General features: G+C 46.4%; 16 protein-coding genes. 12 read left to right on the forward strand and 4 right to left on the reverse strand.

What is annotated here, in order from left to right; all coding sequences use genetic code 11:
* From H8S84_RS14985 to H8S84_RS15005, 5 genes are all read left to right on the forward strand, one after another.
* The gene (locus H8S84_RS14985; RefSeq protein WP_187068170.1) at nucleotides 1-975 is read left to right on the forward strand and encodes a polyprenyl synthetase family protein; all 975 of its coding nucleotides are present in this window, start codon (nucleotides 1-3) and stop codon (nucleotides 973-975) included.
* A gap of 111 nt (nucleotides 976-1086) precedes the next feature.
* Complete coding sequence (locus tag H8S84_RS14990; RefSeq protein WP_187068171.1) at nucleotides 1087-1710, forward strand: rhomboid family intramembrane serine protease; 624 nt, start codon at nucleotides 1087-1089, stop codon at nucleotides 1708-1710.
* 85 nt (nucleotides 1711-1795) lie between these two features.
* Complete coding sequence (locus H8S84_RS14995) at nucleotides 1796-2281, forward strand: fasciclin domain-containing protein (protein ID WP_187068172.1); 486 nt, start codon at nucleotides 1796-1798, stop codon at nucleotides 2279-2281.
* Between the two features lie 105 nt (nucleotides 2282-2386).
* Entirely contained in the window at nucleotides 2387-2821 is a 435-nt protein-coding gene (locus tag H8S84_RS15000) for a hypothetical protein (protein ID WP_187068173.1), read from the forward strand.
* 150 nt (nucleotides 2822-2971) lie between these two features.
* The gene (locus tag H8S84_RS15005) at nucleotides 2972-4750 is read left to right on the forward strand and encodes an SLC13 family permease (protein WP_187068174.1); all 1779 of its coding nucleotides are present in this window, start codon (nucleotides 2972-2974) and stop codon (nucleotides 4748-4750) included.
* Between the two features lie 163 nt (nucleotides 4751-4913).
* On the opposite strand, the gene H8S84_RS15010 is transcribed toward H8S84_RS15005, so the two are convergent.
* The gene (locus H8S84_RS15010; protein ID WP_187068175.1) at nucleotides 4914-6767 is read right to left on the reverse strand and encodes an ABC transporter ATP-binding protein; all 1854 of its coding nucleotides are present in this window, start codon (nucleotides 6765-6767) and stop codon (nucleotides 4914-4916) included.
* Nucleotides 6768-6930: 163 nt separating this feature from the next.
* Between H8S84_RS15010 and H8S84_RS15015 the strand changes: the two genes are divergently transcribed.
* Genes H8S84_RS15015 through H8S84_RS15030 form a run of 4 tightly spaced genes read left to right on the forward strand, consistent with a single transcriptional unit; the run spans nucleotide 6931 to nucleotide 9642 of the window.
* Nucleotides 6931-7764 (forward strand): energy transducer TonB, encoded by an 834-nt coding sequence (locus H8S84_RS15015; protein WP_187068176.1) that lies wholly within the window; start codon nucleotides 6931-6933, stop codon nucleotides 7762-7764.
* Nucleotides 7765-7769: 5 nt separating this feature from the next.
* Nucleotides 7770-8621 carry an energy transducer TonB gene (locus tag H8S84_RS15020; RefSeq protein WP_187068177.1) on the forward strand — a complete coding sequence of 284 codons (852 nt, stop codon included), beginning with the start codon at nucleotides 7770-7772 and terminating at the stop codon, nucleotides 8619-8621.
* 19 nt (nucleotides 8622-8640) lie between these two features.
* A complete protein-coding gene (locus H8S84_RS15025) occupies nucleotides 8641-9159 on the forward strand; it encodes a hypothetical protein (RefSeq protein ID WP_187068178.1) in 519 nt (172 codons plus the stop codon).
* A 21-nt stretch (nucleotides 9160-9180) separates the two neighbouring features.
* Nucleotides 9181-9642: a hypothetical protein gene (locus H8S84_RS15030; RefSeq protein WP_187068179.1), complete on the forward strand. Its 462-nt coding sequence runs from the start codon at nucleotides 9181-9183 to the stop codon at nucleotides 9640-9642.
* 654 nt (nucleotides 9643-10296) lie between these two features.
* Here the strand turns inward: H8S84_RS15030 and H8S84_RS15035 are convergent.
* Genes H8S84_RS15035 through H8S84_RS15045 form a run of 3 tightly spaced genes read right to left on the reverse strand, consistent with a single transcriptional unit; the run spans nucleotide 10297 to nucleotide 14052 of the window.
* Nucleotides 10297-11346 carry a glutathione synthetase gene (locus H8S84_RS15035; protein WP_187068180.1) on the reverse strand — a complete coding sequence of 350 codons (1050 nt, stop codon included), beginning with the start codon at nucleotides 11344-11346 and terminating at the stop codon, nucleotides 10297-10299.
* A gap of 35 nt (nucleotides 11347-11381) precedes the next feature.
* Entirely contained in the window at nucleotides 11382-13223 is a 1842-nt protein-coding gene (locus tag H8S84_RS15040) for a flavohemoglobin expression-modulating QEGLA motif protein (RefSeq protein WP_187068181.1), read from the reverse strand.
* Nucleotides 13224-13242: 19 nt separating this feature from the next.
* Nucleotides 13243-14052, reverse strand: coding sequence for an N-formylglutamate amidohydrolase (locus H8S84_RS15045; protein WP_187068182.1), 810 nt, complete (start codon nucleotides 14050-14052; stop codon nucleotides 13243-13245).
* A 217-nt stretch (nucleotides 14053-14269) separates the two neighbouring features.
* On the opposite strand from H8S84_RS15045, the gene H8S84_RS15050 reads away from it, so the two are divergent.
* From H8S84_RS15050 to H8S84_RS15060, 3 genes are all read left to right on the forward strand, one after another.
* On the forward strand, nucleotides 14270-14446 hold the full coding sequence (locus tag H8S84_RS15050) for a zinc-ribbon domain-containing protein (RefSeq protein WP_187068183.1): 177 nt from the start codon (nucleotides 14270-14272) through the stop codon (nucleotides 14444-14446).
* Nucleotides 14447-14597: 151 nt separating this feature from the next.
* A complete protein-coding gene (locus tag H8S84_RS15055) occupies nucleotides 14598-14774 on the forward strand; it encodes a hypothetical protein (protein ID WP_187068184.1) in 177 nt (58 codons plus the stop codon).
* 147 nt (nucleotides 14775-14921) lie between these two features.
* Entirely contained in the window at nucleotides 14922-15314 is a 393-nt protein-coding gene (locus tag H8S84_RS15060) for a hypothetical protein (RefSeq protein WP_187068185.1), read from the forward strand.
* Nucleotides 15315-15337 lie beyond the last annotated feature (23 nt).

Consider the following 15337-nt stretch of genomic DNA (forward strand, 5'->3'; position numbering starts at 1 on the left):
GTGGATATTAACATCCTTTCAGAAAAGATACATTATACTTTATCCACGTTGCGCTACGGCGAAAACCCGTCAGAGCTATATGAACCTATCCGGTACATTATGGCGCTGGGGGGCAAGCGCATCCGTCCGTTGCTGGTGCTTTTAGCAGCCAAAATGTACGATAGCGATATCGAGAAGGCACTTTTGCCTGCTGCGGCAGTAGAGGTTTTCCACAACTTTACGCTGATGCACGACGACATTATGGACAAAGCCCCTCTGCGCCGTGGACAGCAAACCGTGCACGAAAAATGGAACGCCAACACGGCCATACTTAGCGGAGACGTAATGTTGGTGCGGGCCTACGAGTTGCTGTTACACGTGGAGCAGGATAAGCTGGCAAAAGTTCTCAGGCTGTTTAGTAATACCGCCGCTGAAGTTTGCGAAGGCCAGCAACTGGACATGAATTTCGAGAACCGCACGCAGGTAAGTATACAGGAGTACATCCAAATGATCACGCTGAAAACAGCGGTGCTGCTGGGTTTTAGCCTGGAGTTGGGTGCTGTACTTCAGGGTGCACCTGATGAAGACGCCGAGCACTTGAGGCTGTTTGGTAACAATGTTGGAATTGCCTTCCAGTTGCGCGACGACTTGTTGGATGTGTATGGCGATAAAGACAAATTTGGCAAGCAGGTAGGCGGTGATATCCTTTCCGATAAGAAAACATTCCTGATGCTGACGGCGCTGGAACAGGCAGATGAACAGCAGCGGCAAATCATTATTAACTGGCGCGATAAAACCGACGAATGTATCGCTTCAGATAAGGTACAGGCCATTACTGCAGTATACGATCAACTGCACATCCGTCACCAAACGGAACAGCAAATTGATTTATACTTCCAAAAGGCGCTGCACCATTTAGATGCCATTGCCTTGCCCGAAGAGAATAAAGCTACTCTGCGCGGCCTGGCCATGCAGCTAATGGAGCGGGAGCATTAATTAACCGGAGATTAAAGGGAGTAAAGTTGATTTTAAGGATCTTAAATCATGCTTAATCAATTGTAGTTCCTCTTCATTCATAATTATTAATTCGTAATTTATAATTCGCCCATGAGCGTTACCATTATACTTATCATCATCACGGTTGGCATTTCGCTTTATGCGTGGCAGAATGAGAGCCTGATGCACAAGTGGATTTTTCAGCCTTACGCTGTGCAGCGCGATAACTCGTGGTACCGCTTTATTACCTCCGGCTTTCTCCATGCCGATTTCACGCACCTGTTCTTTAACATGTTCACCTTCTACTTTTTTGGAGGCGCCGTAGAGTATACTTTTGAGGCACTTTTCGGACCTACAACGGGTATACTGGTGTACCTGCTGGTTTACTTGGGAGGCATTATTGTTTCAGATATTCCTACGTTCTTTAAGCATCGCAACGACTCGCCATACCGCGCATTAGGAGCATCAGGCGGAGTGGCTTCTGTGGTATTCTCCAGCATCCTTTTTTATCCAACACAGGATATTTGCCTGTATGCTGTACTTTGTATTCCCGGTTTTATACTTGGCATACTTTACCTGATGTACTCATACTTTTCTGGTAAGAAGATGGGAGATAACATAAACCACGATGCGCACTTTTACGGAGCGGTTTACGGGTTTATACTTAGTCTGGTGTTGGTGCCGCAATCGCTGCCAAACTTCTTCTCCGAAATTGCCGGGTGGCGTATGTTTTAGAGGGCGTCAGCAAAAATACATCTCTTGTTATATGGCTGTTGGCTAACAGGTTGCGTATAAGGGCTAGAAACAAGCTCTAGTACCCGTGAAAGCCAAACCCTATAAAATCGCCCTTAAGTTTTTTGCTATTATAGCTGTACTTCATCTGTCTGCGCTGCAGGTGCTGGCCCAACAGTCGGCAGTTGTACCACAGGAGCGGGCATCTATGCTGCAGTATATTGTAGAAACAAAGCCAGCCTTAGGTGATCTAATCGCGAAGGCAGGACTGGCGCCGACGTTATCTGGCGATGCTGTTTATACATTCTTGGTGCCGTCTAATGGGGAGATCAGTAAACTTCAAAACGAACCGGCGCAACGCATTAGAACAGTCTTATCTGGCCATATATTAAAAGGAAAATACCTGGAAAGCGACCTTAAGGATGGTGCTACTATTGAGACACTAGCCGGAACCAAACTGACCGTTTGCCGCAAGAAGGATTATACCTTAGTAAACGGTGTCCGAATAGAGGCTGCGAATACCGAAGTTAAGAACGGAGTTATCCATAATCTTTCCGGAGCTGTTAAAATATAACACCTGATATAGCTGTAAATCCTGTAATAAACACCGGTAAGTAGAATTTGTACTTCTTAAAGTGAAAGGCATAAGTGATATACTTGCGTATACCTTAGGGCGCCTATGTCAAACATACAAGAACATGCCAACCTTAAATCTCCAATAGCTGTTGCCAAAACAGACTGTTACGAACTGCTGTACCGCGAAGATTTCAACAGAATTTATTTTAAGATCATCGGCTTTTGGAAAAACGCCGGAGTTGTGCCTGATATAACAAAAGATCTTGATAAAGCCTTAGAACTAACTGCTGCCGGATTTAGCCTCTTAGCAGATATGTCTGGTATGGTTACCCATCCACAGGAACTTAATGAGTTGCATACACAGCTACAGAAAAGACTCTTAACTGCTGGGCTTGCATATGGTGCATACATCGAGTCAACAGACAAGATTGCCAATTTTCAACTTGAGCAAACCATTCAAACCAGCCAAATCAACCTAAAGCCTTTTAAGTCTCATCTGGAGGCAGAAGAATGGCTTAGAAACATAACTGCCTTATAGTTTTTGTAAAATAGCTCAAAAAAGTATAGCTTTTCTGTAGAACAGCCGTATGCCTGCATAATAAATTACTGTATGCATCATGCAGCTTATTTCTTAACCTAAGCATTGTACGGCTTTTCTGCCCCATAACAATTGCCTGATACTGCACCTATGACCTATGAAATTGCCATAGTGTTGGGTATTATCACGTTTGCAGTTATACTCTTCGTAACTGAGCGTCTGTCTATTGATACGGTAGCCATACTTACCATGGTGCTGTTTATGATAACGGGCATTCTTACGCCTACTGAAGGCTTGGCTGGCTTTAGCAATCCTGCCACACTAACTGTGGCAGCCATGTTTGTGATCAGCTCATCCATTTTTAAGTCCGGTGCTTTAAGTAGCGTTGGCGTTGGTCTTACCCGCATTGGGCGCAAAAACTATCTTCTCTGCCTCCTCTCTGTCATGCTGATAGCAGGCAGCCTGTCGGCCTTTATTAACGACACGGCTGTTGTGGCTCTTCTTATGCCAGTTGTTATTCAGGTGAGCTATGATATTAAGGTAAGCCCTGCCAAATTACTTATTCCCTTATCATTTGGTGCCCTGCTGGGCGGTGTATGCACCCTTATTGGGACTTCTACTAATATACTGGTTAGCGGTATTGCCGAAACACAGGGCGAGGCGCCCCTGCAGATGTTTGAGTTCACAAAGGCCGGTCTGTGCTTTCTAGTGGTTGGTGTAGCTTACATGTTTTTGATAGGCCGGCACTTGTTACCAAGTAGGGTAGTAGCCAAAGACCTTTCAGAAACATTTAACTTAGGCGATTATGTAACTGAGATCGTGATTTTGCCGGAGTCGCCGGCGGTAGGTATATCTATCGAGAAAGCTAAGATGGTGAGGGACCTGGATATTGAGGTAATGCAGGTAACAAGGGATAAGGAAAAGATTCAGGTGTTCCCGTCGCTTATACTTCATGCCAACGACATACTTAAAGTGCGCTGTAATGTAGATGAGCTAAAGTTGCTGAAGGAAGAGAAAGGCATCCTGCTCAAATCGGAACGAAAGTTTAAAGACCGCGACCTGCGCCTGAACGACAGTAAATTCTACGAAGCTGTTGTTCCGCCCAATTCTTACCTGGAGGGTAAATCTTTGAAGCAGCTTGACTTCAGGACCTATAACCACGGAGCCTCCGTGTTAGCTATCCGCCACAGGAACGAGATTTTACACGAGAAGCTAACGCATGTAAAGCTATCTGCCGGAGATGTGCTTTTAATTGCTGCCAACGAGTTTCAGGCAAATAAATTACGCCAGAACGATGATCTGCTGCTTATCTCGCAAACAGAGCATAGCCACTACAATTACAGCAAAATCATACCGGTGCTGATCATAAGTATACTTGTGGTTGCCACGGCAGCAACGGGTGTAACATCTATCGTGTTAAGTGCCCTCACCGGAGTTGTTTTGCTGATCCTCTTTAAGTGTATCCGGATAGATGAAGTATACAAAGCCATAGATTGGAAAGTGATCTTTATGCTGGCTGGTGTGCTATCGATGGGTGCCGCGCTTGAGAAAACGGGGGCAGCAAAATTGTTGGCCGATTATTTAATTTTTGGAGTGGGGGAGTATGGGCCGCACGCGCTGCTGTCTGTTATTTTCTTTATCACCTTTATGGCCACAAACTTTATGTCTAACAACGCTACTGCTGCTTTGCTGGCACCTATTGCCATTGTTACCGCGCACGAGTTAGGCCTTAATGCCAGGCCCTTTATTATGGCTGTCGCCTATGCGGCCTCGCTTAGCTTTATGACTCCCATGGGCTACCAGACCAACACCATGATCTACGGCCCGGGCAATTACCGCTTCTCCGATTACTTAAAAGTAGGAACACCGCTCAACATTCTTTTCTGGGCGCTGGCCTCACTTATAATACCGTTTTTCTTCCCGTTTTAAACTATGTTCCACGTGAATAATGAGTGAATGAGTGATTGAGCGAATACTTAATGTCATCTCGAACACAGTGAGAAATCTAAATAGAATTCAAAAGAGATCTCTCACTGTGTTCGAGATGACAGCCTGATACTATTCACATAATCACTCATCCACTCATTCCAAATTACAGATATCCTCTAGCCTGCAGGTTAAACAGCTCGGCATACTTGCCGTTTTGTGCCAACAGCTCTTCATGTGAGCCTAGTTCTTTTAGCTGCCCCTGTTCCAGGAAAAGAATTCTGTCGGCCATGCGTACTGTAGAAAAGCGGTGGGAGATGAGCACAGCGGTTTTACCTGCTATCAGTTCAGAAAACCGCACGAATACCTCGTGTTCGGCACGGGCATCCAGGGCAGAGGTGGGCTCATCAAGTATGAGCAACTGAGCATCGCGCATATAAGCACGGGCCAGGGCTACCTTCTGCCACTCACCACCCGATAGCTCCACACCTTTGTTAAAACGCTTGCCCAACACTTGGTCATACTTGTCGGGAAGGCGCTGAATTACAGGGTCGGCCAGGCTTTTGTAGGCAGAGTTCTGGATGCGATCATGGTCTTGTATATTGCTGATCTGGCCGATGGCAATGTTATCTGAGGCCGTCATCTGGAAACGCACATAGTCCTGGAAGATGATGCCTACCTGGTGGCGCAGATCGTTCAGGTCATACTCGCGTAGGTCTACCCCATCTAAAAGTATGCGGCCTTCGGTAGGTTCGTAAAGCCTTGCCAGCAATTTAACCAAGGTAGTTTTGCCGGCACCATTCTCGCCTACCAAAGCCAGTTTCTCGCCAGCCCTTAAGTGGAATGACAAGTGCCGTACGGCCCATTTCTCACTGTTGTGGTACTTAAACCCGACATCCTCGAACGTAAAACCCTGCTGGATTGGCCGTGGCACCTGCAAGGGGTTAACAGGAGGGGTAATCTGCGGCTTCAGTTCCAGAAAGTCGAACAGGTCCTGCAAGTATAAAGCACTTTCTGCTATTTGGGAGAAACGAGTCATGATGCCTTGCAGCAGCCCCCGCATGCTGCTAAAAGAGCCCGCCAGGAAAGTGAGCGTACCCACTGTAATGGCCCCAGCCACTGTTTGTGCAAGTATAAACACATAAGCCCCATAATAAGCCAGCGTACCTATGGCAGAAAGCATGCTTCCCCATACCGCGCGCCGTACAATCAGGCTTCGGTTAAGGCTGTAGTAGCGATCGGAGAGTTGCTTAAAACGGCTGGCTAAGAAACCAGACAGGTTAAAGGTTTTGATCTCTTTGGCAGTTTCGTCGGAGGCGCCTATGTATCGCAGGTAGTCCAGCTCACGGCGCTCCGGCGTCCAGGAGCGGGAGAGAGAGTAGGTACGTTCATTAAAATGCGTTTCGCCCAGAAACGAAGGAATTACAGCCACTAAAAGTATAAGTATAAGCCAGGGGTTAAAAGCTATCAAACCTACCGCCAGAAAGCCAATAGTAACAATATCCTGCACCTGCGACAGCACCTGAGACATCAGCACCACCCGTGTTACCGTCTGCCGCCGTGCCCGCTCCAGCTTATCGTAAAAAGTAGCGTCTTCAAACTGCGCTAAGTCTAGCCTCGCGGCATGCTCTATCAGGGCTATAGAAGTTTTGTTGGAGAACAGGTCACCCAGCAGGCTATCGAGTAGTGTAATGCCGCGGTTAATGATATCTGAAAGTACAGCCAGCCCCAACTCCAGTGCTACCAGTATCCATAAATAAGAGAGGTCGCGTTCGCCTACCACATCTATTAGCCTGATAACCTCATCTATAATCAGTTTGCCTACATACAACATAGCCAGCGGCAACGAGGCTTTAACCAGTCGCAACAGCAGGTTGCCGATGGTCATTCTTTTGCTCGTTTCCCAGATCAGCTTAAAGAACTTAGGCAGGTTCTTCAATGCTCCCACCTGTTCTTTAAAACTCTTTTTGTCGCTCGTTGCTGTAGTTTCCGATCTTGCTCCTTTACGCTCTTTACTCATACTTATAATTAAACGCCGCTGCAGCTGCTTTGGCTATACCTATACCGCCAAGTATGGATTATGTTTTATTTCAGGTGAAACCGTGAAACGCATAACACAGGTTTTATAAAAAATAGTAAATTAGCCTGCTAAAACACACGCAATTATAAGAAAACAACTTACAATGAGATTACTTTTTACGCTTGCTGTAACAATGCTTTTGTCGATTGTAGCACCAGGTAACGTGATGGCGCAAGTAAAACACGTGATGTACTATGACAAAGACATGGTGCAGGTGAACAGCAAAGAAGAGGCACATTTTGTAGAGCTGATAGAGCGCGAAACTGATAAAGATTTAAACGGCACCATCAGCTTATACAAAGCCTCTGCCGACTCCGCAACATTGATTAAAAAAGGGTATTATAACGCTGTGTTTCACCCACGGAAGGTGCAAGGGCAGCTGATTACATACTATCCGAACGGAAAAAGAAAAGGCGTGCAGACGTACGAGGACGGTATTTTACATGGCCTTGATATAGAATGGCATGAAAACGACAGCTTAAGGCAAAGCATTGGCTACGAAAAAGGCAAGTATAACGGGGAGCTTAAGACATACTATAAAAGCGGAAAGCTGAAGCGGGAAGAGCTATACAAGAATGGGGAGCAGCAATATGGCAAATGCTACGCCGAGGATGGATCTGAAGTAGCCTTTGTTCCATATCGGGAGATGCCTGTGTTCAGGGGTGGTGAACGAGCCATGCTGCAATACCTGGGGCAAAATATCCGTTATCCTGCCTCCAGCCAGCGCAACAGAGAAAGCGGTGTGGTGGTGATAAATTTTACAGTGAATAAACACGGTGGTATAAACAACCCACGGGTAATCAGGAGCATAAGCAGAGATCTGGACAAAGAAGCTTTGCGCGTGGTAAGCGGAATGTCCGGCTGGACGCCAGGCACTTTTGAGGGAGAAAAGGTAGATGTGCTTTACACGCTGCCAGTTAGGTTCACGATCAGGTAACAGATATGGCAACTGCTTTGAATATACTTGGCAGGTTAACGGCTGTGCTGCTGCTCTTTTGCGTTTCAGTGTCTGCCTTTGCTCAAGGCCAAAGTATAAAGTACCTGAGCAAAAGTAAAAAGAGAGAGGTGCCGGTTGCTGAGGCACATTATTTTGAAGTAGAGGAAAAGAACGGCACAACAGGGGGCACCCGAACATGCTTTTTGCTGGCAGACAGTTCTAAGGTAAGCCTGTTTACTTTCAGTAACCTGAAAGGGGGAGTATACGGGCAGGGCGTACTGGATGGCCCATGCTATGAGTGGCACGAGAACGGGAAGCTTAAAACAGAAGCAACTTATGTAAAAGATGAGTTGCAGGGTGAGTACAAAAGCTGGTACGAGAGTGGTGCATTACACTACACCAAACACTACAGAAACTATAAACTGGAGGATACACTAACAGCATATTACGAATCTGGTAAATTGCGCCGGATAGAAGTGTATGCCGATAACAGGCTGGTTTCAGGAAAGCTTTACGATGAGTCTGGAAACGAATTAAAGTTCTTTCCGATGGAACAGATGCCCAGGTTTCCGGGAGGAGAGCAGCGGTTAATGAAGCTGATCTCGCGTGATCTTAAATATCCTGAATCTGCCAAGAAAAGAGAAGTTGGAGGAGTGGTGATCGTTTCATTTGTGGTTCAGGAAGATGGTTTGGTTGGAGATGTAGAAGTTGTTGCAAGCGTAGACCCGGAACTGGATGCAGAGGCAGTACGGGTTATCAGGACCTTACCCAATTGGGAACCGGGCTTAGTGGAGGGTAAACCAACAGCGCTGTCGTTTACTTTACCGCTGCGATTTGTAGCGAATAAAAAATGGTAAAATTTTATCTTACTATACTATGACTATGAAAAAACACGTGTTTGCCTTTCTTTTCTGCTGCAGCCTAGCCTATGCTTCTGTAGCTCAAACCACCGTGCCCCAGGCCGATGTAGCTACTGTAGAGGCCATCGTAAATGCAGGATTAAAAATTATCTCGGGCCCAAAAGACCAGCCGCGCGACATGGAGAAGTTCAAGGCGCTGTTTCTGCCGAATGCGCAGCTGGGAGGAGTATTCTTTAAAGGCGACAGCAGTTTTGTGCGCATTACCACAGTAGAAAACTTTGCAGATAAGAACGGGCCAGCCTATGCTAAAATGGGCTTCTATGAAAACCAGATCAGCCTGAAAGTAGAACAGTTCGGCAACATTGCAACCGCCTTTCAGGCCTACGAAACACGCTACGGCAAAGACGGCAAAGTAGAAGACCGCGGCATCAACACATACCAGTTGGTGTATGACAAAGGCCGCTGGTGGATAGCCAGTTTACTGTTCACGCCTGAAAACCAGAAAAACCAGCTTCCTAAAAAGTATCTGAAATAGTCAGTTTGCAGTAGACGAAGTATGACCAGGTATTTACTGTACTTCCTGACGGGATTTGCACATGCCCTTGTAATATTAATTTACAGAGGCTACATGGGCATAGAGCCTACAATTTATTCTAATATAGCCTTGGTTAGCGGTATGGTGCTTTTCGGTATCGTATCGTGGCTGAAAATGTACCTGGAGCGGATCGGCGCTATCATGGCTTTGCTTTGTGTGCTTGCCATAGTACCCTGGACCATAGATGCTGGCCGTAAAGTGCTGGCATATGATGCTTTTCTCAGTGGTGTGTTGCTGATAGTGCAGGGTGTGCTGCTTTTCTTTTTGCTGGCCACATTTGCTACAAGTATGCGCTACGTGCTAAGCAGGGGCTCCTGGTTAACGGGCACCTCTACACCCGGACCTGTGGGCAAGATAATTTTCTCAGCCATTCCCATTGCTATCATTGTAACATGGCTGCTGATCATGGGTAAGGTGCAGTAATCCTGAAGTATAACCTATACAAAGCAGCAGCGCCCGGCCAAAGGTCGGGCGCTGCTGCTATATGTCTAACTTAAAATTTTGAGAGGTATACCCCTCTATATTAATGAGAAAAGCCCTGCCGAAAACGACGGGGCTTTTTCTCACCTTAAAACAAACTAAACTAATCTAAACTTTAACTAACCTTATCTTTAGTAATCTAACCTCTTATCTATGTCTGCGGCCGGTTTTTTATACTTTAGCCGGCTATCTTGGCAGAGCGAAAAGTCTGGTTTCGGAAAAAATGTTATCTAATACTTGCAAGTATAAAAACTTGTTTATATATTAGCTTTCCGCAATACCGTCCCTCTCAATTCGGGTGCAAAATTAGTAGTTTGTTTTCTTCTTCCAAAGAAAGCCTGAAAAATATTTTAATATTTTTTCGGATCCCCTCTTTCTGAATGCTTAAGTGATTGATAATCAGGTGATGGGTGTAAAAAAAATTTCATAAATTTTTTTGCAGATTCCCTCCCTCAAGTATAAAAACAGGCATTTAACATAGGACTTATGTGCGACACCATGTGTTACCAAATGCCAAAGTCACTAAAATAAAAAAGCTAAGCCCGATACATTGTATCTAAAGGCTTAGCTTTTTCAGTAAAATACGATTTTTTGCTGCTAAATCATCGCTACAGTTTTGTTATCGATCTGCATGCCGTAAGTTTTTTTGTAGTGCACTTTTCGCTCAAGCGCAGCAATTACAGGCTCAGAGAAATCCACGCCTTCCAGTTCGCTTGCTGTAGGCAGAGCCCCAGGACTAAAAACATTTATCTCCATCAGCTTATCACCTACAATATCCAGCCCAACTAAAAACATACCGTCCTGTATCAGTTTTGGTTTTACAAGCTCTACAAGGTCCAGCATGCGCTGGTCTACTTTGGCAGCTACCGCTGAGCCACCTGCATGTATATTGCTCCGGATATCGTCTGGGCTGTTTACACGGCGTATGGCGCAGTATTTTCCTTTATGCTGTAATGCCTCGCCGTTCATCACAAACAAGCGTACGTCGCCTTCGGTGGCCTCTGGCAGGTATTCCTGTGCAATAACATAACCATCGCGGCTGATGGCTTCTACGATCTGGTTCAGGTTGGTAGCGTCTTTTTTCTTTACCATAAATACACCCGAACCACCTGAGCCCTGTAAAGGCTTTAAAATGATGTTGTTCTTTTGGTCGTTAAAGAACTGCTTTATTTCTTCTTTATCGCGGGTGATAAGTGTGCGCGGCCTAACTGCCTCCGGAAAGTGCTGGAAATACATTTTGTTTACCGCATCGGATAGCGAAGTTGGGTCGTTGAGCACGATAACACCGTGGCGCATGGCCAGTTGCCCGAAAATAATACCGGCATTCTGCGCCCACGAGCGGCCTTCCGGCTCCGACGAAGGGTCATTTCGCAACATTAGCACATCCAGCTCACGGGCCGTTACTTTAACTCTTTGGGCCTTGTCGCTGTGTATGTAATCGATGTATGTGGATGGAGATTTATACTTGTGGTTTTGATCTGCGCACAAGGCATTGGCTCCCATGTAGCCATCGGGGTAATAAGCCAGGTCGCCAACGCCCATCAGGTATACGGTGTGTCCGGCATTGTGCAGGCGCTGTGCTAAAAATATGGTGGTATAGTTTGCCTTTTCAGTTTCTATGTTGTTTACTACAAATCCTACTGTCATGTGGGTGTCTTTTGATTATTGATGTGGCCGGAAGATCACAGTAAGTTAAATACTGAAATACCGGTTTTTAGTTGTTCCAGCTTCGGTTTTATACTTTCATCTTGCAGGTAACGGGGTTTTAAAGGTACAGGCCGCAGCACTTTGCGGTAAATGAGCTCCTGCACTATAGGTATGTAGTCCTGCCGGATTTTACCGATAAGGAGTGGCTCCAACTCATGCCCCTGCTTCAGGTAATCCAGCAGGTGTACCAGGCCTCTTAAGTATACGGCATCCTTTGTTAAACCTCCGCCACGGTGCACGCGCATGGTCACATCCCAGGCAGTTTCCTCAGTAAAGTTATACTTGTCTTTTAGCCGCCAGAAGTTCTCAACAAAAGAGCTGCCTTTGGTTAAGTGGTGCACAGCCACCACACGTGCTGCCAGTAAGCGCATGCGGTCTTGATCCAGGCCACCTACCAGCCACTCGCTAAGCACAGCCAGCCCTTCCTGCAGTTCTTCGTAGCCAGGGCTGCCTACATACAGCTGGTGCAATGGCTGCGCCTTGCCGTTGTAGTAGGTAAGTATGTGTGTGCCCACTTCATGCTGTATTAATGCTTCTGCTCTGCTGCGTGGTATCTTGGCATCTGTGCCCACGTTCAGCCTTCCCTTCGATACGATCAGCCCCACAATATCGTCCCGCACATCCACACCGGAGTCTACACCTTCGTATTGGCTCCTCAGGAAGGCTATTTCCTGTTCGGCCAGGGCGGCAAATTCAGGTACAGGTATAAGCTCCGCATCAGAGTCGCGGGTTGGTTCGGGAATGGCTGCCAATATTCCCTCTGCCACTTTAAGCAACTGGGCATCTACGCCACCATAAAGCTGCATACTGCTATACAGGAAATCTGGTTTATTACGATCAGAAAGCATGGTGATCATTTTATCCAGCTCATGGCGCTTGTCGCGGAAAAGGTAAGCCAGTGTAGGGTCGTCTACTTTTTCGATCGGGATATTGTACAGGTCACGCTTTAGCTTGTCTGTGTCTACGGGCATTAGCCTGTAGTGGAAGGTGGGTGTTTTATCATACTTGCTTTTCCTGAACTCCTCCCAGGCCTCGTTGTTATTTACCGGCGTTACCAGCAGCAAAAACCTAAACTGATCGCTTATACTTGTCAGCTGTTTGTCAATGCGCCACACCACCCGTTTTACAGCATGCCTGCCCAGCGCCTGGAAATGGAGAGGCTTATGTGTGCTTTGCACCTGCACAAAATCGAAAACGGTTTTCTTGATAGCGTCCGCGATTTTTTGCCGCAGGGTGCGCTGCAGAAGCGGGTACACTTTATCAGTGCCAGTTCTTAAATAAACCGGTTTCAGCTCAACCCCAAGTATAAGTATGGCATGCTTTTTCAGCTCCTCTTCCTGCATCAGGCATAGCGGTTCCTGCAGCAGCTTTTCGTTAGAGGCAGTTTCTACGGTTGTAGATGTGCCACTGACCTTTATACTTGCCAGCTCCTCTTTCAGCACTTTGAGGGTGGCCGGAAGCTGCTTCTCAGGACCAAGTATCTTGAACAAAGGAGCCTGAGAATCCTGTGAAGCCAACAGTTCTATGATCATGAATGCGCCAAATTCATCGGCCATTGCCTTGGCTATACTTTGTACAAGTGGGCGCAGCTCATCTGTACTTTCTTGGCTCGAGATGATATAAGAGGCTGTGGCCTTAACAAAATCAGCGGTAGCGTGGTCTGGCTTTTCTACTGGATGCCGGAACAGTATGAGGAAAGGCAGCGGCCTGTCTATGTATACCAGGCCTCCGTCGGGCAGGCGACGGTGCACCTGCTTGCCGCGCTGCAGGCTTTTGGTTGTTCTCCTTATAAAGCTGTCGGTTATACTTTCTATCATACCTTTCTCTGCTTCTGCGCTACAGTACCCTGCAAACCTGGTGCATGGCTGCCAAAACAGGCTTTGTTGTTTCTTCCAGGGCTTTCTTTATCTCCTGTATCTGTGTGTGGTCAGGTTGTCCGGTCCATTCATCCATAAAGAATTTCTTAAACTCGATGCTCATCACACAGGCGCTGTCGCCGAAGTTGTCGTGTATCCAGCGCATAAAATGGCCGCCTTCAAACTTCACATTCTCGCGCACATCCAGGTGGCGGCCATGGTAGTTATAGTTCTGAAGCGATTGCGTAAAGGCATCTACCACAGGAGCCCACTTCTGACGGTCCATGTTGCCTGTGCCTATGTTTACCTCAGGGTTTTGCTGTGGATCGGCTGCGGGGCCGTTGGCGCCTTCGCGTTTGTGGTTGTAGCTATGCAGGTCGTACACCACAAAGCAGCCATGCCGCTGCTGCATCTCTTTCAGGAGCTGCTTTACATCGGCATAAAACCTGTCATAGTGTGCCAGCGATTCCTCAGCAAACTCATGCGCAAGTTCGTCTTTCCACACGTTCAGTCCCCAGGCATCTTCTGGTTTGCGGTAAATGGCTTTGTTACGAGGGCGGTTCAGGTCCAGTTCAAACCGGGAGTTGTGCCCGATAATCTGGTTATCCGTTATCTCCACCCACTGGTCTGTAAAGGGGTCTTCTTCGCGCAGGCGCTCTTCGGCAGCAAGCGCAAACAGGTTGCTTATGTTGTGGCGCACCTCGTGCCCACTGTGTATGGCGGTGGCAACTAAAGGGCTGTCGCCGCGCTTAATGGTATAATATGTCGAGTCTACTTTTGTGCGTATCATAGCTTTATGTTTGCTTAAGTTTTACCCTTTTAGCTGCCGATAGGTTATTGAGAGAGGTAGAGTAGGGAAGCAAGCAGGCCAGCAGCTATCGTTTTCAGCATGTGCAACTGATGGCACAGGTAAGAATTAACCTCTTAAAGGAAAGATCAATACTATTGATTTCTGGATAACTTATTTACATTTACAAAAACAGAACACGTTGACAGACCCTGATAAAATGAAAATATGCCCGACCTGTGGAGCCACAGTGCCACAGGAAGCAAAGCAGTGCCCGGAGTGTGGTTCGGAATTACCAGTAGAGAACAAGGAATGGTATAAAAACCTGACGCCTACCGAGGTGTTTCTGCTTATATTGGGTAGCATCATGCTGATGATAGCCGTGGTGGCGCTTTGATGTAAAATTTGGTGGCGAAACATTGAAATAAAAGCCTAGTATTTGCACCTTCGAGAATAAAGTATAATTTTAATAATTACATCTGCAACTCAAGGAGAAGAATGAGGGTATAGTGGAGCTAATACAAGCCTTTAAATCAAAATAAGCCGGTATGACAAAAAGTATATTCCCTGCAATTGCTGTTTTCCTTACTGCTATATGCATGCACCTGTTACGCGATAAGCATGTTGAGGTGAATGTTGTGCTCTCGCTTGCGCTGTTATATGCAGTAGGTATGGTGGCAGGCGCAATTCTGAATACCCTCAAAGAAGACCCACTCTCTCTCTGATACTTCCAGAAAACTACATTATCCCTCAATTTTAGACCTGCCTTGCTTACCCAAGAGCATGATTATTATACTTTGTTACTGTTCTACTTAAGGTGGGAATAGTTAATTTGCAGCACTTTTGGCAAAAGCAAAGTATAAACAAAACAAATGAACATCCTGCTACAACCGGTTTTCTTGCTAAGCGTGGTGCTGTTCTGTCTTAATCAGGGGCTTGAACAACTGCAGCTGTACATCTGGCCCTTACACACCCACCTCGACGATTTGCTTTGTCTGCCTGTTGTACTCACGCTTATACTTGCCGCTGAGCGAGTATACTTTCGAAATCCATACTTTGTGCTGCCCAGAACTTATACGATAAGCACTGCACTGCTTTTTAGCCTGGTGTTTGAGCTGCTGCTGCCTGTGTTACATGCTAAGTATACTTCTGATATTTGGGATGTGGCAGCTTACGGAGTAGGGGCAGCGATTTTTGAATTTTGGATAAATGAACCTGCTGCACAAGTAAAGCCAAAAAACGAAACGGCAGGCACCAGCTTGTAGCACCTGCCGCATGAGCATATAAG

It is taken from the genome of Pontibacter cellulosilyticus, assembly GCF_014306105.1.
Classification (GTDB): domain Bacteria; phylum Bacteroidota; class Bacteroidia; order Cytophagales; family Hymenobacteraceae; genus Pontibacter; species Pontibacter cellulosilyticus.